Origin of the sequence: Simiduia sp. 21SJ11W-1 (assembly GCF_024138675.1) — a bacterium.
Taxonomy (GTDB): Bacteria; Pseudomonadota; Gammaproteobacteria; order Pseudomonadales; family Cellvibrionaceae; genus Simiduia.
Genome location: NZ_CP090959.1, coordinates 647,564 through 668,168, shown reverse-complemented (window position 1 = coordinate 668,168; position 20,605 = coordinate 647,564). Strand labels below are relative to the sequence as shown.

The following is a 20,605-nucleotide window of genomic DNA, read 5'->3' as shown; positions in this document are numbered from 1 at the left end:
GGAGCCCCATGCCTGCCATAAAATTATTACTGGTAGAAGATGATGAAGACGACTACATCATCACCCAGGATTTTCTAAATGACCTAGGCGCCGAGCACTACCAGCTGGATTGGGCTCGAACGCCCGAACAGGCGCGCGAGTTTTTCACTGCAGACAATCACGATGTCTGCCTGCTGGATTACTCACTGGGTGCATTCACAGGCCTGGAACTCATGGCAGAGGCCCATAAGCTCGGGTTTAACGCACCCATTATTATGCTCACCGGCCACGATGACAGCGCCCTGGATGCAGATGCGCTCTCGGCAGGCGCCGTAGACTACCTGGTAAAAAATCATCTTTCCGCTGCACGCCTGGGGCGCGCCATTCGCTACGCCGTAGCGCGCCGCGAAATGGAGCGCGAGCGTTTGAAACGCATTCGCGCGCAAGCTGAAAACCGCTCCAAGAGCGAATTTTTAGCACACTTAAGCCACGAATTGCGCACCCCCCTTACCGCCATTTTGGGCTACACGGATTTATTGGCCCATGAAGTATCAACAGATCCCACGGCAGAATATGTGCATATCATCAAGCGCAATGGCAGCTACCTTTTAAGCCTGCTGAATGATGTGCTGGATCTCTCTAAAATTGAGGCTGGCAAGCTCGACATGACATTGCAGCCGGTGTATTTAAATGAGCTGCTGTCAAACATTCACAGCCTGATGCACATCAAGGCGCGTGAAAAGAACATCCAGTTTACTATTCAAGGCGCGAGCGATATTCCACAGCAGCTCATCACAGATGCCACGCGCCTGCAGCAGATATTAATTAACATTATTGGCAACGCCATAAAGTTTACCGATGAAGGCGGGGTAAACGTCACCTTAAAAGCAGATGTGCAGGCAAACCGTCTGTATTTTGAAATTAAAGACACAGGCGTAGGCATTGCCGCCAATGAACTGAACAAATTGTTTCAGCCCTTTGAGCAGGCCGCCAGCGCCAAAAGCCGCAGCGAACTGGGCACGGGCCTGGGGCTTGCCATCAGCCAAAAACTTGCCGAGCGCCTTAATGGCCACATTACGGCCAGCAGCCAACCTGGCAAAGGCAGCTGCTTTACCCTTACATTAAAAGAGCTGCAGCTACCCGAACCCAATGCCTGGGTGCCTGTGAATATTGAAAATTTGGCCCTTACAGCGCCACAACCCAGCCTGGGCATTAGTGGGCGAATTCTAGTGGCAGATGATCTGCCCGAGCTTAGAAACCTCTTAGGCCACTGGGTAAGCCGCTACGGCGGCACGGTGGTATTTGCCAGCAATGGCCTGCAAGCCATTGAGGCCATGCATAAACATGAGCGCAATGGCACGCCGATAGATCTTGTGTTAATGGATATGCAAATGCCGGAAATGGATGGCCTAACAGCCACCCGCGAACTGCGCGCCCAAGGTTTTACCCAGCCAGTGATTGCCATTACCGCCCAAACCATGCTCGGCGAAAAAGAAAAGTGCCTGGCCGCAGGATGCAATACACACCTGGGAAAACCCGTGCAAGAGCGCCAGCTAATCAGCTGCATTCAACGGCACCTAAGATCCAATGCAGCCAATCACACAACCGATACAGCGCCCGAAGCCTGCACGCAATCAACAACCGCAGCACTGCTATTGGTAGAAGACAACGCCGATGCGCGCACCGCCACCACGCTGCTGCTGGAGGGATTAGGCTGGCAGGTGTATGCCTGTGAAACCATCAGCGAAGCACAAGCACATTTGGCGCAATCGAGCTTTACTGCAGTACTTACCGATTTAAACCTGCCCGATGGGCACGGCTCGGATTTTGCGCAATTTATCAACCAGCAATACAACCTGCCGGTGATTGCCGTAAGCGGAGAATCCCTCTCGCCCGATGAACTCGCCCGCTCGCCCTTTACCGGTGCGCTGTTAAAACCCTTGTCACTTGATGCGCTCATGTCGTTAAACGAGCTTATTTCTCCTACGGCGCACTGAGAGGCAATAGAAATCAGCCAGCATAAAAAAACGCGCCAATTGGCGCGTTTTTGTTAGCTCAACACATATGTGTTATGCAGTCACTTCCTGGAGGTTTAACATACGGTCGTGACACAGCTTCATTTCGTGGTAAACCTCACGCAGGGTTGCTGCGTAGCGTGCATCGGGGTTTTCCTCCAGCGCGCTTTGGATTTCCTCCAATGTTTTGTCTTCCACTTCTTCCAGCTGCTCGATGTAGGTGTGCTCAGTATCTGAGGTAAGCGCACCCATAACCTCGGTGTAAACCTCACGGGCTTTAACCGTTAGCGCACTGCCGGTTTCACGCTCACCTTCGCTTATTTTCGCAAAGGGCTGCAACTTCACCAATGCATTTTTGCGTGCCAGCACCATGGATTTGAATACGTTTTTAATGGGGTTGCTGTCTACCTTCTCAATGGCCGACTCGTAAAACTCAATACCACCATTAATCACTTTAATAATGCTACTAATATTTTCAGCGTTCATACCTATACTCCTTTTTTGGTTAACACTTATGGGCCTCCTGCCCGCCACACCAACCTCCTGCTGGCGATGTCACAAGGAATAATGCATGGGCCATGCCAACTTTAAGAACACCAAATAATGCGGCCTACAGGCCATTTGAGGCGTGTAAAAAACACAAAACAGCCTGCTGACTTGTAAAATTTTCACAAATTCACCCCAAGCCCGCCGTCCCTGAATTCCAGGCAAAAAAAAGCCCCTGAGAACAGGGGCTTTGAAATTAAGTAAGTTGCATTTCTTTAAGATTTTTTTACATCTGGCAGTAGCAGGCCATAAATCAATGAGCTTGGAATAACTCATCTGATTCCACTTGTAATTCACTCCGGTCCCTTTAACCAGCTTTACCAAAATCAACGAAATAATTCTTATCTGACCCTGATTATTCCCCGATTATTGAACGGAAAATACTTATCCGACCCCGATTATTATGAGGCTGAGAAAATCAATGACTCTGACCCGAATAGCACTAAGTTAAGCTAACTTTGCGACAAACTCTCAGACCAAAAGCTTTAGAGGGCCAGTACTTTTAAAGACATTAAATACAGTAAAAATCAATACTAATGGCCCGCTCAGAGTTAACTAAGCATGTAATTGGCTATTAAGCTAGAAACCCTTAATTTAGTGCCATTCGACTCTGACCACATTGATTCGGGTTCCCTTTATCCTCACTACCGACACAACTACAGATCTAATTCACTCCGACCCCTTTATCCTTTCGGCGCACCATAGATCTGGTTAGATCGCTCGTGAGCTCGCCTAATCCACTCCGTCAGATGTTTATTCTCACGAGAAGTTCTACTTTCAGGCCGATCAAGCCAGTCGTAATAGCCGCTGGTGGACACCTCCAGCACTTCACAGAGCCTGACTACCTTGTGTTCTTTGCTATGCTCGCGGATAAAAGCGAACTTCAATCCAGTTCCTTGGCAAAGAACACGGCGGCCTTTTTTAGTATCTCGTTTTCCTCCCTGAGCTTCCTTACTTCAGCTTCAAGTCGGGTGACATCGCTCTGATCTTCTTTCTTTGGCCTACCGCGCTGGGATGATGCTACATCACCAGTCTTCTCTAGCTGCTCTTTCCACTTGTACAGCTGATTTCGGCGCAACCCCAACTCTCTCGCTATCTCGGCAGCAGGCCGGTCAGATGCTTCCATCCTGCGAACCGCCTCAAGTTTGAACTCTTTAGAATAGGTCTTATAGGGTCTACGTTTTGCTGTCATATTGAACACTCCTGAGGGCTCCATTGTCCCTGATTAAAAGTGTCCGTTAAACTGTAGCAGGTTCAATCTGACCCCACTTAATTCGGGGATCACCCTTCCCACTCTTTTATAACTATATCGTTAGTGGCAACCTGAACATAAAAATAAACTAACAAGGCAAAGCAAAAAATAAATAAGCTTAGATCTACATATTTTATATCTCGCCAGTCAAACTCACCGTAGCTATGGTAACCAAAAGCAGCCAATGCATATGCAACACAAAATAACATTAGCCCTATAAAGCTTAACGATCTATTTTCGAAATAACTCTTACAAAGAATCTCATTTAAAAGCAGAAATAGTGCAATTAAAAATATTACCGCGGACGCATTGAGCTCACCCGCTCGCACTAGCGCATGCGGAATAATAGATACCAATCCTACATAACCCACCAGATTTCGCCCATTAATTTCCTTGCACTTATTATCGCCGCCACTGTCCAAAAGCATCCCCCAAAACTGTCTGGTAGTAATGATTTATCAATTGTCCACCGTCTGGAATCTTCCATTTGATCTCTATTGCCTTTATGGAATAAAGGGGTCGGAGTGAATTAACCAAGGCTGGGTACGCTTCCATCATAATTCTTATCTACCCCCAACTATTCCCACTACCGGGCACTGCTACTTTCGCGGGAGCAGCATTATAAATTAATTTACTCCGACCCCTTTATCCCGGCCCCCTTTAACCGCCAATAATTTCAGCAACGTCATCAGGAATTACAAGGCAAACAGCTAGATTTTTTACCTTAAGAAACCTAAAACTGTAATGAAAATATTTGTACCTTCCATTTGACAACTCAAAATCTTCCCGGGGAATTTCTAACGCGCACATACCAGGAGATAGAAACGATGGCTTAATTATTATGGACTTCTCCCCAACATACACAGAGGCACCAGGTAGCGCGATCCAATGCGACTTACAACCTGTATGTTTTGAATCACATACGAAAATATCGCCACCAAATTTATTACCGCAGTAAATTTTGTCTGTCTTCTGATACCTTACGGATAGACTTTTCCAAGGGACTGAGTCCCTCCCCCGCCCAAGCTCCTTTAGAAATGGAATTATCAAGAAAAGTATAAAAATGAAAATCAATATCTTGACAACCTCTGACCACTCATCCATCAGTATCTTACTCTCATAGCCTCAATCAAGTTAGAAAAGTCATTCGGGATAAAGGGGCCGGGGGATAAAGGAGCCGGAGTCAATTACTCTAGGTGTACGCGCCCAACATCATCAAGCACGCCCAGCTCTAATTCAACCCGCCCCCTTTAACGAGCACCCGATAAGATCACGGGGCGCCTATTACCCACCAACACACCGCCACGCATACAAACACCCCTTTGCCAGATCGGTAAAGTTTTCCAGCCCGGCGATTTCCTGTTGTTCAGGCGCGGGCATGATGTGGAGGCTGCCTTCAGTCTCGTCTGCCTGCATGCCGGTAAAATCTGTTTCAACACCCAGGTAATTTATTTGCATTGCACCGCTGTCGGTTTCGCGGGTTAGGGCAACCCAGGTATTGGGTGCGATGGTAACGGTGAGGTTGGATTCTTCAAAACATTCGCGCACGGCGGTGGTTTGCGGGCTGTTGTGATCGCCGGGGTTTGCGTCATTCAGGTAGGGGTTAAAGCCGCCACCCAATACACTGTAAAACCCGGGGAATAGATGGCTGGTTGCGCTACGGCGCTGCCACAAAAGATTCAACGCCCCACCAGCTGCACTGGCGGGCTTGCGCTCTGCCAGCAACAGGGTGGCTGCAAGGCCGAGAGGCCTTGCGCCCAGCTCACGCAACGCCAACATTTCTGAATAGCGCACAATGCGGTAGGCAAGCCAGTGCGGCATTTTGGATTGCTCTAAATCCACCAACGCATGCCATTCGTCGGCACAGAGGGTTTTGGCGATGGCGTTTGCACGCCGCTGCACCGCTTGGGAGGGCTCTTGCATACCGAGCGAAACCAACCTAGGGCTAAGCTGCGCGATGCTCAAAAACTGAAGTTGAATGTGGTGCTGCAAGCACCATTGATTCAGCGATCGAGTAGTGGGAACAGAGCTATTCATTGCACCAAAGACCCGCCATTAATCTGGATAGGGTTTTGTGGTGTTGGTATTTTTAGCAGGGTTTGTTGCAGGGCTTAGTGCTGAGCTGGTAGAAGAACTACCCAAGGGGGCGTCGATGGTGATATTGAGGCTGCCGCCATTGCTCACCACGCGCGCCTGCACGCGATAAACCTGCGCTAAATTGGCTTCAGTAAGCACCTCGGCCGGGGGGCCGTCTGCCACCAGCTCGCCATGATTTAACAACAGCAACCTGTCGCAAAAGCGTGCCGCCAATGTGAGATCGTGCAGCGCGGCAATCACCAGGCCGGTTTCTGATTTGGTTTTTAACAGCTGCATAATTTGCAGCTGGTGCAGTGGGTCTAGCGCGGCTATGGGTTCATCGGCAAGCCAGATATCGGCCACTGTGGCAAATAGCCGCGCGCATTGCACACGCCTAAGCTCGCCGCCAGAAAGTGTGTCTACTGCGCGATGCGCCAGCGGCTCCACGTCGGCTGCGGCCAGTGCCATATCGATAATATGCCCTTCACGTTCAAGTGCGACATCCAGGCTGCCCGTGTGCGGCAAGCGCCCCAGTGCTACAAGCGCACGGGCGGAAAGCGACCAGGCCGGTGTTTCTTGCTGCGCCAATAGGGCAAGTTTTTGTGCGCGCTTTTTGGGTGGCCACTGGTTTAAGGCGCGGCCATCGAGCTGCACATCGCCCTGGCTTGGCGGCTGCAGACCTGCCAGGGTTTTTAGCAGGCTGCTTTTGCCTGCGCCATTGGGCCCAATCAGGCCAATGAACTCGCCACTGGCAGCGCTGAAATCTACACCTTTAAGTAGCGCGTGGCCCGCCACTTCGGCATGCACGGCTTTACAGTTAAGCGTGAGTGTTGTTGCCATTAAATGAGGGCCCGCTTGCCTTTTATTAACAGGTAGATAAAAAACGGCGCCCCCAAGAGTGCCGTTACCACACCCAACTTGAGCTCGCGGGCTAAATCCAAATGGCGCACCAGTAAATCTGCGCCCAATACCAAAGCCGCCCCACCCAGCGCAGAAAGCACTAACAACTTGCCAGGCTGGTGTTGCGCTAACGGGCGCAGCAAATGCGGCACTATCAACCCCACAAAACCAATGCTCCCCGAAACCGCCACCCCGCCGCCCACGGCGAGCGCAATGCCCGTTAATAATAAACCGCGCTCGCGGGCGGCCACAAAACCCAGGCTTGCGGCGGTATCGTCGCCAAGGGTGAGCGCATCCAGATAAGCGCGCCGGTTAAAAATAATGGCCATGCCCAACAGGCAGGTAGGCAAGGCGATTAGCAGGTGATCCATACTGCGGTTGGCCAGCGACCCCATGAGCCAGAAAATAATTTCCTGTAGTGCGAACAAGTTTTTGGCGAAATTCAGTGAAACCGCCACCAGCGCACCAAATAAAGAATTAAGGGCAACGCCTGCGAGTATTAATACCAACACACTTTGGCTGCGCCCGGCCAAAGCATAAATGGCAAACAGCGCCACAAAGCTGCCCATCATGGCAGCGGCGGGTAGCACCAGCCAGCCCCAGGCGGTCAGGCCAAAATAGAGGGTAATTACCGCACCCAGCGCCGCACCGGAACTCACACCCAGCACGCCAGGCTCGGCCAAAGGGTTGCGCAACAAACCCTGCATGGCCGCGCCGCTGATGCCCAGGCTTGCCCCAACTATCAAGGCCAAGAGCACACGCGGCAGGCGCACATCAAACACAATAGTGCGGCTGGCTGAGGCATTGTTGGCCCAGGCATCGGCAAGCGCTGCCCACACAGAAACATCTACCGCGCCCAGTGTGAGCGATGCCACCGCAAGCATCAGCAATAGCGCAGATAGCCCAAAATACTTCACACACAATCCTTAGTTTTTATTGGGTAAATTTGCCGCGCAGTGCCTGCAAGGCGCTTAGCAGTTCGTTGATGTGCGGCGCCGGGCACACAGAGAGATTGCCGGGCAAACTGCCCAGACGCCCGCGCGCCATGGCCACCTGCAACGCCGGGTGCTCGAGCACTTCATGCGCCAATGAAAAGTGGGTGCGCGCTACGTTATCAACAATAAGCAGGTCTGGCGGGCGCTCCACTAGCTGTTCCAAATCAACGGTGGCAAAGCCTTTTTTGTTGCCCGCCCAGTTTTGAAAACCGGCCAATTCCAGCAGGTCGCTTTCAAGTGTACCTGCACCGGGGGCGATGTGGTTTGGGCCCAGCATCAAGGCCACCGGGCGCGCACCGGGCGCCACTTGTGCATTGGCTTGCCGGGCCTCGGCCAATCGTTCAAGCCAGGCTTTGCGATGTGCCACTAGCGCCTGCGGCTTGCCCAAAAGCTCGGCCATACGCACCAGATGGTTGTCGATATCTTTTAGGCCCGAAGGCAAAGGCACCCGCTCTACCTGAAACCCCAAATGCGTGAGCAGCGTGGCGGCTTCGCGGGCCCCGTATTCGCCGGCCAGCACCACATCGGGCTTCAAGGGTACAATTTCTTCCACTAGCCCGTGGTTCAGGTGCAGGCCCCGTGCCGCGGCGGCATGGGGCGACATCAAAGAATTGGCGGCAAAATAGGTCACACTTGCAATTTGGCGGTGGTCGGCAAAACGCAGCAGCATTTGATCAACACAGAGGTTAATAGATGCAATACCTGCCCCCCTGCCGGGCACAGAAACCAGCAACAACAGCGCCAGCCCTAGCGCGCGGGCACGGCATTGCAACCGCAAACGCGCGCCTTGGCCTACTGAAGCCTGCGCCTGGGCTAGTGGGTTGCGTCGCACGCGCCCTTGGCCCACTCGGTGACACCGGCGGCACCGGCCTTACAGGCGTTGCTGTGGGTTTTACCATCGCAGCCACACACTGGGGTGTAATCCATGGTGCACATGCGCGATGGGTCTATTTGGGCTGGGTCTATGCAGCTGTTTGCGTCAGTTTCAGGCGCTTGTGGGTTAGGGGTTGGGGTGCCCGCCTTGGCGCTTGGGGCATCTGCCACTGAACTTGCGATAGGTGCACGTTCGCTACCACAGGCAACCAAAAGGCTAGCAGTTAGCAACAATGCGAACAGTGTTTGAAGTTGAGTCATGATTGGCCTCCATCGAGAGCGGCCATTATAGGGCCAAAGGCCTGGCCACACACCCCACCCCAACTGAAACCGGCTACACTGGAGAATGCCCAAGCACCCAGGAGGCCCTGTGACAGACCATACAGACAGAAGGCACTTTGCGCGCGTTGCCTTTACTGGCGATGTCACCCTCACGCAGGCGCAACAGCAATGGCAAGGTGAAGTGGTAGACATTTCCCTTAAGGGTGCACTCATTCGCCTGCCCAAGGGTTGCAAGTTGCAAACCAGCGCCCCTATTCAACTACGCCTGGCCTTGGCCGACGATACGGTGATAGAAATGACAACCCAACTGAGCCACCTTGAAGCAGACATGGCGGGCCTTGCCTGCCAGCAAATTGATGTGGAAAGTGTGGCGCATTTGCGCCGGCTGGTTGAGCTCAATACTGGCGACCCAGTTGCCGCTGAGCGCGAGGTACACAAGCTCGGCCAGCCCCTGTAAACCGCCGCCGGTGGATGCTTTGCTTAGTACTTACGTGCTAAACTTACTGGACGAGACACCCGTCATGGAAGCGCCGACACCATCGGCAATGTAGAGAAGGAAAGCTGTATGACCACATCGCCCACTGAAGACCGCGAGCGCCGTTATTTTCCGCGTGTTCACTACCGCGCCTACGCCACGCTCACCACCACCAAGAAAAAGTTCGACGTACACATTATTGATGTGAGCTTTAATGGTGCACTGGCCGCACTCGTGCGCCCGCACGACCTTAGCCCCGGCGAGGAAATTATTTTAAGTATTGAAGCCGGCGACGATAACCTCATTAAAATGCAGGGCAAGCTTGCCCATCAGCGTGAGCACATGCTGGGCATTGAATGCCGCGCCCTGGGCATAGACAACCAGGCACGCCTGCGGGAGCTTTTAAAGAAAGAAGCAGAGCGCGCCAACGAGCGCTCTGTAACCACCATGCTCGACGATCACGAACGCAGGCACTGACAGCTCAACCCCGGTTTTTGCTAAGATGTCCACTCGCTAACCGGGTGGAGCCACCGGCCTTGCAAAGCCTAACGCACATTATGCAGTTCACCGCACAACTGGGGCGCTACCTTATATTGGCGCTTTGGTGCATTAATGGCGCGCAGGCAGCCGAGCCGCTGCGCGTGGCGGTGGCCAGCAATTTCAGCCCCAGCCTGCACACACTGCTTGCACAATTTCACCAGCAACACCCCAAAATAAATGTGCAGGTGAGCGCCGGCGCCTCGGGCCAGCTGTTTGCGCAAATTGTGCAAGGCGCACCCTTTGATGTGTACCTTGCCGCCAACACAGACTACCCGCAAAAATTATTTGCCAGGCAACTCGCACAGATGCCCGTGACCTACGCCCACGGCAGGCTGTTATTAATAAGCCGCCATTCAGGTGAAAGCTGGCAGGCACTGCTGGCCCAAACCGAGCGTTTGGCCATGGCCAACCCGGCACTGGCACCCTACGGCGCGGCCGCGCAAACCTTACTGCAACAGGCACCTGAATTTAATGGCCGGGTACTTACCGCCACGGCGGTATCTCAGGTGCAACACTGGTTTGCCGCAAGCCATGTAGACAGCGCATTTGCCGCGGCCTCCTTACAGCCCGCCAATGCCGATTACACACAACTGGATGTCACACCCTTTCTGGCTGAACCCATAGCACAACAGCTGGCGGTGCTCACACGCACCCGGCAACCCCAAGCGGCTGCCGACTTCGTACAATTTTTATTAAGCGCCAACACGCAGGCGTTACTGCAAGCACAGGGTTTTAGAGCGCTGCCAGAAATCGAAAAGCACAGCGGCGATAAACCAAACCCTGAACCACCATTGAGCGGGGCAACTGATGCTAAGCGCTAATGCCTGGGCCGCCATTGCGCTGAGCCTGCAACTGGCCACAGTAACCACGGTGCTACTCATAGTACTCGCCACACCACTTGCCTGGTGGTTGCACCAATCGCGCAGCTGGGCCGGGCGTATTGCCGAAGTGTGCGTGGCACTCCCGCTGGTATTGCCGCCTACCGTGATCGGCTTTTATTTATTGCTGGCCTTCTCGCCCAATTACTGGCCCGGCAGCCAATGGCTCAGCAGCACCGGCCAACCACTGGCCTTCAGTTTTACAGGCTTGGTCATTGGCTCGATGATTTATTCGCTGCCGTTCGTTGTGCAGCCACTGCAAGCCGCCTTCGCCCAGCTTGATCACAAACTTTTACACATGGCCCGTGTGCAGGGCCTTTCAACGGTGGGGTGCTTTCGCCACGTGGTGGCACCGCTGTGTGCACGGGGTTTTATTGGGGCGGCGGTGCTGGGTTTTGCACACACCTTGGGTGAGTTTGGTGTGGTGCTCATGATTGGCGGCAATTTGCCCGGCGAAACCCAAGTGGCCTCTATTGCCATTTTCGATGCCGTTGAAGGTTTGCAATACCATGAAGCACACAAGCTGTCGCTCGTGATGCTGGTCATTGCCGTTACCGCACTACTCGTTATTTACGGGCGCAGGCAAAAACCATGAACTGGCATATTCAATTTACAGGCCCCCGCTGCCAACATAGCCTTGCGCTTCCAACCCGTGGCGTGAGTGTTGTATTCGGCGCCTCAGGCAGCGGCAAATCTACCTTGCTGCACGCCTTAGCAGGCACGGGCCCACAACCTGGCACCGTAAAATTTGGCGGGCAAACCTGGCAGGAAGGCACGCACTCACTCAGCCCACGCGCGCGCAACCTTGCCATGGTGTTTCAAGAGCCCAGGCTGCTTGCGCACTTAAATGCACAAAGCAATATTCGCCTGGGCACACACACCATTAACCCCACCCAATGGCAAACCGTATGTGAGCTATTAAATTTAACGCCACTGCTCGCACAACCTGCCCGCCAACTTTCCGGTGGTGAACAACAGCGTGTCGCACTGGCACGCGCGCTGCTTAAACCCGCCAGTGCCCTGCTATTAGATGAACCCTTTAACGGGCTGGATAAAAAGCGCAGGCAGGCACTGCTGCCCTACATTAAAAACATAGCGCGCACACAACCGGTGCTGTTGGTTACGCATCAACTGGATGAACTGTTGGCACTGGCAGACTACCTGGTATTGGTAGATGGCCAAAGCTCGGTGAGCGGGCCTGTGGCAGAACTGTTAAACCACCCGCTGCTCACAAACCAGCGGGGGCATCAGTTCAGCGTACTGCAGGGCACACCACAACCTGCAAGCGAGTACCAAGGCCTGCAATCATTTACCCTTGCAGACGGCCAAACGTTACGCGTTGCCGCCACACCCGAAACCCAAACGCCCTACCTTGCCATAGATGCACGCGATGTAAGCCTGGCGCTCACCCGCGCAACCGACAGCTCCATTGTTAACATTCTGGCGGCCACCATTAAAACCCTGGAAGCGCCGGTGCAAGGTATTCAGCAAGTACACCTCGCCCTTGGCAACCAAACCCTTATCGCCCAGGTTTCAAGCTATTCGGCTGCACACCTGCAACTCAAACAAGGGCAAAAAGTATTTGCCCAAGTAAAAAGCACGGCGCTGCTCGGGCGCTAGCCCCTCAGCTAAATAAGCACCCTTTAAAGGTGTAGCAGTAGGTGTAGGTGCACAGTAAAAATTGCGTCTAGCCGAGATAAATGCTGGCTAAAGCAAGGCAAAAGGTTTCACCAAAAAATAGCCAAAAACATTTCAAACATGCCAGAAAAACCTCATTTTTGGTAAAAAAACCCACCAATTCCTCTGGCCTGTACCTGCAGAGAACAGAGCGGCCATTTTTTATACAGAGCCAGAAGATTTACCAGGTGAGCACTCAAAGAAAGCCTGATAGGCTAGCGCGCAAGGAACATAACCATAACTAAAGGAGATTGTATGCACTTGCCAAACAGCCAACTAAAGGCCATTAAACTGCTTAGCTTGAGCGGGCTTATCGCGCTAACCCAAGCCTGTACCATTGCCCCTTTTCAAGCGGAAATTGATACCCCGGCACCCTCTGAAACAGCGTTTGTTTCAGCAGATCAAGATACCCCCGTTCAACTCAGCTACAGCCATCAGCTGCCTGCCGAGGGCGTGCACGCCAAGGGCCCGCTACTGAATTATTACTATCAGCAAAACGCTAAAAATATCGATATGTCTGAGTTTTTCTTAAATGCTTTGAAAAACGAAGTTCAGGCCCGCGCCATGCCCGTTACCTTTGATGGCCAAGCCGCCGATGCGCTGAAACTGATTTCTTACGACACCATTGTGCACCGCTCTAACGGCTTTGCGCCTTTGGTAATGATTGCTAGCGCCAAGCTGGATCTGACTCACCAGGGTGAGACCTACCGTATTGGCGCCATGATCAAGCGCGCCAAAGTACCCATTTGGACACTCACAGAAGAGCCCCTGATTGAAGCCACCATCAACCAGCCGCAGGAACTGTTGGTTAAGGAAGTGGCCGCCAAAATCAATGGCGTGCTGTTCAACAATCAGCTCACAGATGCCGAAGTTGAAAAGCTTGTGAAAGAAGTTCACGCCAGCATTAACACTGATGAAGACAGCGCCTATCAAAAAGTGTACGAGCTGGGCTTTTCAAACAACCCTAATGCCTTGGCCGCACTTAAAGAGTTAAGCAGCCATAAGGCCGAGTACATTCGCCTGGCGGCTATCTCTGGCATGGGCATGGTAGGTAAAGCTACCGCCTTTGAAGACCTGAAAAAACTGCACGAATCTGGCCGCCAGTGGCAAGATCGTGCGGTAGCGCTAAAGGCCATTGGTGATATTCAAACACCAGAAACCATCGCTTACCTGAAAGCAGAACAAGCCAAATGGGAAGGCGACACCTCAACTGAAGGTGTGTGGAACAAACAGCTGCTCGGGCTGTTTGTTGATTAATAAAAAGGCCCCGCAAGGGCATTGCTGTCCCATAATTTAAGTGTCCTTGGAAGACAGTCGTTGAAACTACCTATATCGTAGAGTTTCTAAGCGATGTCTGGACATGAAATCTGCGGCGCAGTTTGTGACACGACGTAAATACCCTTCGGGACCGGCCTGCGAGCAAAGCTCTTGGCGTATGACGGCACGCAAAGCTGCGCTTCGCAAACGTTTGTCAAACCCATGTAGTCTCGACACCCGCCCTTCGGGGCCTGCCTACAAGCACAGCATGTAGGCGTTTAAGCACTCGCAAAGCCTTGCTTTGCCAGCGGGCGCTTAAACCCATGCGGGTGACGGTCACAAACTCCGCCCCATATTCCATGCCTGTAGCTTTGTGGGTCAGCAGTGCCCGCAAGAGGCCTTTTTTTATTCTGGTGCAGTACTTTTTTTGCCCGCCCTTCGGCGCCACAGGCGCTTTGCTTCCTTTTGCATATCAACAGCTTTATCTTTTTCATCCACAATTTCAAAGCCGAGCATGGTTTCCATAACATCCTCCAGGGTGAGAATACCTTCTACGCCGCCGTACTCACTCACCACCAGCATGATGTGCACGCGCTGGCCCAGCATCTCATTCAACGCATGCAACAGTGAGGTTGTGCCAATCAATGCCGGCAGCTCCCGGCAGTAATTTTGCAGCGGGTTTTCACCATTGCCACGCGCTTGAGCCAATAGCAGATCGTTACGAAACACAAAGCCTGTAACTTTTTCACGATCGCCGTCAAAAATAGGCACGCGACTGAAGTTTACCTTGTCGTACTTGTGGAAATATTCCTCTACCGTTAAATCTTCCGAAAGTGAAAAAATTACCGTGCGTGGTGTCATTGCATCTTTTACGCGCAGGTTACGGAGCTTCATCAGGCTGCGCAGCAGGCGTGATTCCTGCTTGGCCAGCTGGCCCGCTTGAGTACTTATTTCTGCCATTGCCGCAAACTCTTCGCGGCTGAAACCGTTGAGCGTGGGCTCACCGGAAATTCCACCGGTAATTTTATCTGAGAGTTTTACAAAGGGGTAAAGCACAATAATCAAATACTTAAGGCAGTGCGCGGTAAGTGGCGCAAGCTTGCGCCAGTAAGTGGCGCCGAGGGTTTTCGGGATGATTTCAGAAAAAACAAGAATCAGCAGGGTAAGTACTGCTGAAATAACCCCCACATAGGCACTGCCAAAAAGCTTGGCGGCCTCGGCTCCGGCGCCAGCGGCACCTACTGTATGGGCGATAGTATTGAGGGTAAGAATAGCCGCGAGCGGTTTGGATACATCGGCCTTGAGTGATTTCAGTAAAGCCCCCGCCGGCTGGCCGCGCTTTTCCATCAGCGAAATGTAGGCGCTGTTCACGCTCAGTAATACCGCTTCAAAAACTGAGCACGCAAAAGAAAACACCAGTGAAATGGCAATATATATCGCGAGCAGCATCTGGTCGCCTTCGTCAGGTTAAGCCAGCCGGTACCATTTCGGCCGCGGTTTCGACTGGCGCACACCGCAATACATTCCGTTGCACTGCGGATCTACTTGAGCCCAAAGGTAACACAGGCACGCGCGGGATCGTAGGGCATAAAAAACCGGCGCTCTGGCCGGCTTTTGGATTATGGCGAATACTAACTACAGGGGTAATGCTTTTTCAGGACATCGTAAATCACCACGCCAATGTTTCGACTGGGCTTGGCCTTAAGCAGGTGGCCACGAATCTCTTTTACCATCGCATCAATTGGCTGCTCCGGCAAACAGAAGGATGCCAGATAGGTGGGCGGCACCGGCTTTTGACCCAGGCGCGTGCGGTAGGCCCGGTCCATAAAAGCCGAACCCTCAGAGCGCTCCAGCGACTCCACAATGGCTGCATCCGTTAGCAGGGCGCCAGCAATAAAGCCCTCAATGTAGGTGTCACACGCGTGGCTGGCATCCACGCTCGCCCCTGGCTGGCAATCTTCTACCACCCCAGCGGTTGCCGTAGACATACCGCACACCAAGGCCAGGGCCCCGAGAGCTGCCTTCAAAAATGAACCGGTTTTCATACCTACTCCTTCTACTTATGTATATATAGCCACGCTGCCCTGGCCACTAGCCACTAGCCACTAGCCACTAGCCACTAGCCACTAGCCACTAGCCACTGCAGTGCGACACCCTCCCAGCAATTACGCAATAGAGCGACCTTCGGTTTAAGTCCGCAGGGCTTGCACAATTTCAGCGAGCCTTGCTTGGGCCACAAAAAGCCCAATTTGTTCCTTTTGTTTAAAGCCCAACTTTTGTTTAAAGCCCAACTTTGCTAGGTTTTCATCTAGCACCAGAGGCATGCCGAATAAGGAACACGCTATGCGCACATACCTATCAAGGGTAGCACTTGCAGGCTTGTTAATCACAGGCTGCACCTACCAGCCTATCAGTGCACCCACAACAGCCGCCCACCACCCGGTAGCGGCACAGCCCGAGCCGGATAACTGGCGCGAATTACTGCCTGCACAAATTGCCGAGGTTAATCGTGCAGCTTCAAAATGGCAGGATTACGACGCGGCCATTGCCGCCGGCTGGGAGCCTTTTGGCGGCGAAGAACCCTTGATGGGCCAGCATTTTCACAACCCCAGCGCGCCCGACTATGTGAGCGGCGATTTGCTGGATTTCTCTCAACCAAACAACCTGATGTACGCCACCCTAAACGGCAAAAAAACCTTAACGGGCGTGGCCTTTGTGGTGCGTATTGGCGAACACGAGCCAGTACCCGCGGGCTTTGCCGGGCCAAAAGACGCATGGCATGTGCACAATTTTTTGGCAGCCATTAATGCCGCAACAGAAGACAGGCCCTTTGTACGCACGCTGGCGAAGTGGTGGATGAACGACAACTACTTCAGCAAAGGCGACAACCGCTACCGCCTGGCCATGGTGCACGTTTGGACAGAAACCGAAAACCCAGATGGTGTATTTGCCAATTATGATCGCACCCTGCCCTACCGGAAACTGGGCCTGCCCATTAGCTGGAGCCAGGGGGCGAGCCTTGTCACCGCGCGCGGGTTAGACATAGCCACACCCAATGGTTGCAACAACGCGCTTGGCGGCCACGCCTGGATTGCCAACCTTTCCGGCAAGCAAGAAAAGCAGCTGAAAGCGGCCTGCGCGCGCGGCGCCAAGCGCGTGAAGGCCGCCCTGCCCCGCGGCCAACAGGCCATTAATCAAGCAGCGGTATCTGCCTGGCTGGATTACGCAGCAGTACAAGAAAATGTATTAACTCAAGAACAAAAACAGCGGATAAGCGCGATGATGGAGCACGGGCATCATCATTAAACTACTGAAAAAGGCGCGAATTAATATGACAAGGAAGGCCCTGTTGCCAAGGCCACTTCACGCAGGTCAGCGCACATGGATCAGCCCACATAGATCAGCCCAGGCTAACCAAACCAGAGGTTAAACCACCCTAAACCCAACATCAGGGTGCTGTGGCCAAAAGCGCATTGAGCTCGTCTACCCACAGGTGAATCTGATCTTCTCTGTAACCCACATACTTTGACTTTACAATGCCGTCGCGCCCGATGATTAACATATAAGGCAACGCTTTCAGCCCGTAGGCGTTTGCCACATAGGAGCGTTTATCAAAGGTAAACTTTACCGGAATCTGATCAAAACTTTTGGCCACTTCGGAAAATACTTTTCTCGAATTTTTATGACTTACTGCAACCACCTGCAAATGATCAGTGCCAACTTGTTTCTGAATCTGGGCCAACACGGAAAGCTCTTTAATGCAGGGCGGGCACCATGTAGCCCAAAAACTTACAACAACTACTTTGCCCTTGTAATCATCGAGCTCAATGCGGTTACCGTGGTAATCTTTGCCAAGGTAATTGAATGGCTTAGTACCTGGCACCGAATCTGCAAGCACATTGGCAGAAGCACCAAGCGCACAAAACGCCACGAGAAGGTATAAATATATTTTCATCATGTTTTAGGTGTTAAGCATAGCCCGATGCTGCAAGCGCGAAAATTGATCGTTTTATTGGTGAGTTGCTTTTTTAGACTTGATGCTTCTTACCGTTTCATTTTATTCATTATTATTTCCTGCCCATTCAGCCAGTTCGCTTTCTACTTCACGCCAAAGCTGAAACCCTCTATGCGCCATTGATAGAGAGCCTTCGCGCGCAACAATACCAAAGTATTGGTTTTCAAAATCTATAAATGGGTACGCACCATAAGCACCTGTACTAGATACTCTAGAGGTTGATATGCAGTCAAAGGGTATGGATCTGCACTCAATCCACTGACCAAAACCATAATGCCAATCTAATGCAATAGGCCACTCACTGACTGGGGAGTAAACGATGTTTGCACTGCCAATTTGATCGCTGGTCATGGCCTCTACAGAAGCTCCAGAAAGAATTTTTTGATGATAAAGCGCGTCAAGAAATTCAATGTACTCATTGGCTTGCCAGTGCATACCGCCCCCCAAGCGCGGATTGCTGGGGGATGGGTAATCATAGGAAGCATTGGTAAACAGCTGTGTTCCCGCTTTGAAGTAATCAAATACCTGCTCCCAATTGTCCATGCCGCTGGCGTGAATGGCCATCAAGCCAGCTATTTGTAAATGCGTGTTAGCATAATAAAACTCGTCTCCTGGGGCAGGTATAGAAGGATTGTCGTCAAGAATTTTTTCAATGCAATCCAAAAAAACTGCGTCAGGTAAATATAAGCAGACAGGTTCATTGTTCAGCCCTGAAGTAAAGCTCAACAGGTGTCGTAATTTAATGGCAGCATGATTCCCTGTAGTTGGCCAAAAATCGAGATAATCCTGTGGGTTGTCCTCAAGCGAGATAAGACCTTGCTCCACTAACCACAGAATGACAGAAGCGGTCACCATTTTTGCAGTTGAGGCTGAACGATACGTTGTTGCTGCTGTTGACTCTCCGCGGCTATGAGTGAACTGAGTGCCGTTATGGGATTTAACAATGAGCGTAAAGTCAGTATCAATATTAGCCGCGTCAAGTGCCGCATGCAGTTGTTGCTCGACTGTACCAGGTTCATTGTTGTTGTTTGAGTTGCCCGTAGAGCCGCCACAACCGCCTATTATGGTGAGGAGGGCACCTACGGTAATAAAGTATCTTATACGTACTGTTATATTTACTAATGTTTTTAAACTATTTTTCAGGAGCTGCATACTGGGCCTTAAAAGGAGAAGTTTTTTGTGAGGGCTTGTGGCTAGTGATTATAAAGAAGGGGGCTGCATTCGCAATATAAACCAGAGCCGCTTTTTGTTGTGAATGGCACCCTCCATGGCGCGCCCACAGTTCACAGCTGGCACCGAGTCTGGAAGAACATTGGTATAAAAACCAAACGCACCAAGCGACAGGAGAATGTATAAAAATATTTTCACCATGTATTTTAGGTGTTAAGCATAGCCCGATACTGCAAGCGCGCAGCTACAAAATTATAAGTAAAAACGGCACTGCAATAGCCGCCCTACGAAACAGGGCGCTTTAAAACTGCTGCAAACATAGTATCCGAATTTTCTGCCGGGCAGCCAAGCAGCGTCTGTGAAATTAACCTGAAACCTGGGTGGCTGGCAAGAAACTCTGCAACCTGCTGTTCGTTTTCCCGCACATCCCACGAGCAGGTGGCGTAAACCAAATGGCCACCTTCGCGCACGGCAGGCACGGCCATACGCAATATGCTTTTTTGAATCGCCACGAGTTCTTGGGTGTCTTCATCGTTAAAGCGCCATCGGGCATCGGGATTGCGCCGCCAGGTACCGGTGGAGGTGCAAGGGGCATCTACCAGCACCCAGTCAAACCCCTGCTGCTGGGCCACCTCTTTCGGCAGCTGTAAGGGCCGCTCTGCATTCCAGGTAAAACTGCGAATGTTAGTGACATTGGCGCGCTTGGCGCGGCGCTTAAGTTCCTTGAGCTTATGCTCGTGTAAGTCGGTGGCATAGAGCGAGCCTTTGTTGCCCATACCCGCGGCAATGGCCAGTGATTTACCGCCGGCACCGGCGCAGGCATCCCACACTTTTTGGCCCGGCGCCACACCAACGGCCAGGGCAATGCGCTGGCTGGCAAGATCCTGAATTTCAATCAGCCCGCGCTTGTACAAGCCACTGCCTTGCACCCCTCGCCCACCGATTGCACAGAGTTCATTAGCTACGATTTTTGCGTTCACTTCATCGGCTAGCAATTGGGCACAGGCGGCGCTAATGGGCAACTCTGGCTGCACCCGCAACCACAGGGGCGGCGTTTGTATTTGGGCGCGTATAAATGCTGATACATCTTTTGCCTGCCAACCGCTTGCCTGCGCACGCGCAGCGAGCAGCGGCTGCCAGCCGGGCCTCAGGCCGTGCCACAGGTATTCAAGGGGCCCTTCGGCCGCGCCAGGCGCGAGGCTTGCAAAGAGGTCGCGCCGCCCGGCCCACTCAGCCTGCTGGTATTGGCGCCCGGCCGGCAGCTTGCCACTTACCCGTAAGCTGACCCACCCCCATAGCAGCTCGGGGCTGAAGGCCGCCAGTAGCGCGGGCCGCCATTGGGCATCCCACTGGAACCAATCCACCTCAGTACCTGTTGCAAAGGCGTGTTCAAGGGCCATTGCCAGCTGCTGAAACCGCAGCGCTTCTATTAAAGCCAGTGCCAACGAACCGCGCTCGGTTTTTTGGTCTTCATAGCGCAAATGCAGCTTGGGCAGCTGGTACTTCAGCCATTTATCCAGCGCCTGGCCAAGCGGGGCCTTCTGCCACTCTTGCCAAACGGCGGCTAGGCGCGGGTCTGAAAAATTGGGGGCGGAGGCTTTCATTTTGTTTACTCAAGGTTAACGGGCAGCCGCATCCAGCCGCCTTTTGGCAGTACACTTTACCCTATTCGCGC

Annotated in this window: 21 protein-coding genes; 8 read left to right on the top strand and 13 right to left on the bottom strand. The window is 52.5% G+C overall.

All coding sequences use genetic code 11. From position 1 onward, the window contains the following. The first annotated feature begins 8 nt into the window (after nucleotides 1–8). Nucleotides 9–1,976 (top strand): response regulator, encoded by a 1,968-nt coding sequence (locus L1F30_RS02905; protein WP_253359158.1) that lies wholly within the window; start codon nucleotides 9–11, stop codon nucleotides 1,974–1,976. A 72-nt stretch (nucleotides 1,977–2,048) separates the two neighbouring features. On the opposite strand, the gene L1F30_RS02900 is transcribed toward L1F30_RS02905, so the two are convergent. The 8 genes from L1F30_RS02900 to L1F30_RS02865 all read right to left on the bottom strand — a co-directional run bounded on the left by L1F30_RS02900 (nucleotide 2,049) and on the right by L1F30_RS02865 (nucleotide 8,897). Then, entirely contained in the window at nucleotides 2,049–2,480 is a 432-nt protein-coding gene (locus L1F30_RS02900) for a PA2169 family four-helix-bundle protein (protein WP_253359150.1), read from the bottom strand. A 943-nt stretch (nucleotides 2,481–3,423) separates the two neighbouring features. Continuing rightward, complete coding sequence (locus L1F30_RS02895; protein ID WP_253359148.1) at nucleotides 3,424–3,732, bottom strand: transposase; 309 nt, start codon at nucleotides 3,730–3,732, stop codon at nucleotides 3,424–3,426. An 89-nt stretch (nucleotides 3,733–3,821) separates the two neighbouring features. Then, nucleotides 3,822–4,214: a hypothetical protein gene (locus L1F30_RS02890; RefSeq protein ID WP_253359146.1), complete on the bottom strand. Its 393-nt coding sequence runs from the start codon at nucleotides 4,212–4,214 to the stop codon at nucleotides 3,822–3,824. Between the two features lie 862 nt (nucleotides 4,215–5,076). Next, on the bottom strand, nucleotides 5,077–5,715 hold the full coding sequence (locus L1F30_RS02885; protein ID WP_253359144.1) for a hypothetical protein: 639 nt from the start codon (nucleotides 5,713–5,715) through the stop codon (nucleotides 5,077–5,079). Between the two features lie 132 nt (nucleotides 5,716–5,847). Then, on the bottom strand, nucleotides 5,848–6,708 hold the full coding sequence (locus L1F30_RS02880) for an ABC transporter ATP-binding protein (protein WP_253359135.1): 861 nt from the start codon (nucleotides 6,706–6,708) through the stop codon (nucleotides 5,848–5,850). Beyond that, complete coding sequence (locus L1F30_RS02875) at nucleotides 6,708–7,685, bottom strand: iron ABC transporter permease (protein WP_253359133.1); 978 nt, start codon at nucleotides 7,683–7,685, stop codon at nucleotides 6,708–6,710. Before L1F30_RS02875 ends, L1F30_RS02880 begins: the two co-directional genes overlap by 1 nt. Before the next feature lie 16 nt (nucleotides 7,686–7,701). Further along, entirely contained in the window at nucleotides 7,702–8,541 is an 840-nt protein-coding gene (locus tag L1F30_RS02870; RefSeq protein WP_253359131.1) for an ABC transporter substrate-binding protein, read from the bottom strand. Between the two features lie 35 nt (nucleotides 8,542–8,576). Further along, nucleotides 8,577–8,897 (bottom strand): Kazal-type serine protease inhibitor domain-containing protein, encoded by a 321-nt coding sequence (locus L1F30_RS02865; protein ID WP_253359123.1) that lies wholly within the window; start codon nucleotides 8,895–8,897, stop codon nucleotides 8,577–8,579. 109 nt (nucleotides 8,898–9,006) lie between these two features. Between L1F30_RS02865 and L1F30_RS02860 the strand changes: the two genes are divergently transcribed. The 6 genes from L1F30_RS02860 (at nucleotide 9,007) to L1F30_RS02835 (ending at nucleotide 13,745) form a co-directional block, all read left to right on the top strand. Beyond that, complete coding sequence (locus L1F30_RS02860) at nucleotides 9,007–9,375, top strand: PilZ domain-containing protein (RefSeq protein ID WP_253359121.1); 369 nt, start codon at nucleotides 9,007–9,009, stop codon at nucleotides 9,373–9,375. 108 nt (nucleotides 9,376–9,483) lie between these two features. Then, complete coding sequence (locus L1F30_RS02855; protein ID WP_253359119.1) at nucleotides 9,484–9,870, top strand: PilZ domain-containing protein; 387 nt, start codon at nucleotides 9,484–9,486, stop codon at nucleotides 9,868–9,870. 59 nt (nucleotides 9,871–9,929) lie between these two features. After that, nucleotides 9,930–10,754 carry a molybdate ABC transporter substrate-binding protein gene (modA, locus tag L1F30_RS02850; protein WP_253359117.1) on the top strand — a complete coding sequence of 275 codons (825 nt, stop codon included), beginning with the start codon at nucleotides 9,930–9,932 and terminating at the stop codon, nucleotides 10,752–10,754. Beyond that, on the top strand, nucleotides 10,741–11,406 hold the full coding sequence (modB, locus tag L1F30_RS02845) for a molybdate ABC transporter permease subunit (protein WP_253359110.1): 666 nt from the start codon (nucleotides 10,741–10,743) through the stop codon (nucleotides 11,404–11,406). The genes modA and modB overlap by 14 nt, the downstream gene beginning before the upstream one ends. Then, nucleotides 11,403–12,431, top strand: coding sequence for a molybdenum ABC transporter ATP-binding protein (locus L1F30_RS02840; protein ID WP_253359102.1), 1,029 nt, complete (start codon nucleotides 11,403–11,405; stop codon nucleotides 12,429–12,431). The genes modB and L1F30_RS02840 overlap by 4 nt, the downstream gene beginning before the upstream one ends. Before the next feature lie 312 nt (nucleotides 12,432–12,743). Then, nucleotides 12,744–13,745, top strand: coding sequence for a HEAT repeat domain-containing protein (locus tag L1F30_RS02835; RefSeq protein ID WP_253359093.1), 1,002 nt, complete (start codon nucleotides 12,744–12,746; stop codon nucleotides 13,743–13,745). Nucleotides 13,746–14,150: 405 nt separating this feature from the next. Here L1F30_RS02835 and L1F30_RS02830 read toward each other — a convergent pair whose 3' ends face one another. Both L1F30_RS02830 and L1F30_RS02825 read right to left on the bottom strand, forming a co-directional pair. Continuing rightward, nucleotides 14,151–15,194 (bottom strand): CNNM domain-containing protein, encoded by a 1,044-nt coding sequence (locus L1F30_RS02830; protein ID WP_253359091.1) that lies wholly within the window; start codon nucleotides 15,192–15,194, stop codon nucleotides 14,151–14,153. Nucleotides 15,195–15,376: 182 nt separating this feature from the next. Further along, nucleotides 15,377–15,790, bottom strand: a complete 414-nt coding sequence (locus tag L1F30_RS02825; RefSeq protein WP_253359088.1) for a Rap1a/Tai family immunity protein — start codon at nucleotides 15,788–15,790, stop codon at nucleotides 15,377–15,379. A 298-nt stretch (nucleotides 15,791–16,088) separates the two neighbouring features. On the opposite strand from L1F30_RS02825, the gene L1F30_RS02820 reads away from it, so the two are divergent. Beyond that, a complete protein-coding gene (locus L1F30_RS02820; RefSeq protein ID WP_253359086.1) occupies nucleotides 16,089–17,051 on the top strand; it encodes a hypothetical protein in 963 nt (320 codons plus the stop codon). 142 nt (nucleotides 17,052–17,193) lie between these two features. Here L1F30_RS02820 and L1F30_RS02815 read toward each other — a convergent pair whose 3' ends face one another. From L1F30_RS02815 to L1F30_RS02805, 3 genes are all read right to left on the bottom strand, one after another. Next, nucleotides 17,194–17,703, bottom strand: a complete 510-nt coding sequence (locus L1F30_RS02815) for a TlpA disulfide reductase family protein (RefSeq protein ID WP_253359084.1) — start codon at nucleotides 17,701–17,703, stop codon at nucleotides 17,194–17,196. Between the two features lie 99 nt (nucleotides 17,704–17,802). Then, nucleotides 17,803–18,912 (bottom strand): serine hydrolase, encoded by a 1,110-nt coding sequence (locus L1F30_RS02810; RefSeq protein WP_253359082.1) that lies wholly within the window; start codon nucleotides 18,910–18,912, stop codon nucleotides 17,803–17,805. Nucleotides 18,913–19,214: 302 nt separating this feature from the next. Next, nucleotides 19,215–20,534: an RsmB/NOP family class I SAM-dependent RNA methyltransferase gene (locus tag L1F30_RS02805; protein WP_253359074.1), complete on the bottom strand. Its 1,320-nt coding sequence runs from the start codon at nucleotides 20,532–20,534 to the stop codon at nucleotides 19,215–19,217. Between the last annotated feature and the right edge of the window lie 71 nt (nucleotides 20,535–20,605).

Bases quoted from the DNA above. Each gene is read 5' to 3' on its own strand.
- L1F30_RS02905 (WP_253359158.1), top strand. From the start codon at position 9: ATGCCTGCCATAAAATTATTACTGGTAGAAGATGATGAAGACGACTAC.
- L1F30_RS02900 (WP_253359150.1), bottom strand. From the start codon at position 2,480: ATGAACGCTGAAAATATTAGTAGCATTATTAAAGTGATTAATGGTGGT.
- L1F30_RS02895 (WP_253359148.1), bottom strand. From the start codon at position 3,732: ATGACAGCAAAACGTAGACCCTATAAGACCTATTCTAAAGAGTTCAAA.
- L1F30_RS02885 (WP_253359144.1), bottom strand. From the start codon at position 5,715: ATGCAAGAGCCCTCCCAAGCGGTGCAGCGGCGTGCAAACGCCATCGCC.
- L1F30_RS02880 (WP_253359135.1), bottom strand. From the start codon at position 6,708: ATGGCAACAACACTCACGCTTAACTGTAAAGCCGTGCATGCCGAAGTG.
- L1F30_RS02865 (WP_253359123.1), bottom strand. From the start codon at position 8,897: ATGACTCAACTTCAAACACTGTTCGCATTGTTGCTAACTGCTAGCCTT.
- L1F30_RS02855 (WP_253359119.1), top strand. From the start codon at position 9,484: ATGACCACATCGCCCACTGAAGACCGCGAGCGCCGTTATTTTCCGCGT.
- modB (WP_253359110.1), top strand. From the start codon at position 10,741: ATGCTAAGCGCTAATGCCTGGGCCGCCATTGCGCTGAGCCTGCAACTG.
- L1F30_RS02840 (WP_253359102.1), top strand. From the start codon at position 11,403: ATGAACTGGCATATTCAATTTACAGGCCCCCGCTGCCAACATAGCCTT.
- L1F30_RS02835 (WP_253359093.1), top strand. From the start codon at position 12,744: ATGCACTTGCCAAACAGCCAACTAAAGGCCATTAAACTGCTTAGCTTG.
- L1F30_RS02830 (WP_253359091.1), bottom strand. From the start codon at position 15,194: ATGCTGCTCGCGATATATATTGCCATTTCACTGGTGTTTTCTTTTGCG.
- L1F30_RS02825 (WP_253359088.1), bottom strand. From the start codon at position 15,790: ATGAAAACCGGTTCATTTTTGAAGGCAGCTCTCGGGGCCCTGGCCTTG.
- L1F30_RS02820 (WP_253359086.1), top strand. From the start codon at position 16,089: ATGCGCACATACCTATCAAGGGTAGCACTTGCAGGCTTGTTAATCACA.
- L1F30_RS02815 (WP_253359084.1), bottom strand. From the start codon at position 17,703: ATGATGAAAATATATTTATACCTTCTCGTGGCGTTTTGTGCGCTTGGT.
- L1F30_RS02810 (WP_253359082.1), bottom strand. From the start codon at position 18,912: ATGCAGCTCCTGAAAAATAGTTTAAAAACATTAGTAAATATAACAGTA.
- L1F30_RS02805 (WP_253359074.1), bottom strand. From the start codon at position 20,534: ATGAAAGCCTCCGCCCCCAATTTTTCAGACCCGCGCCTAGCCGCCGTT.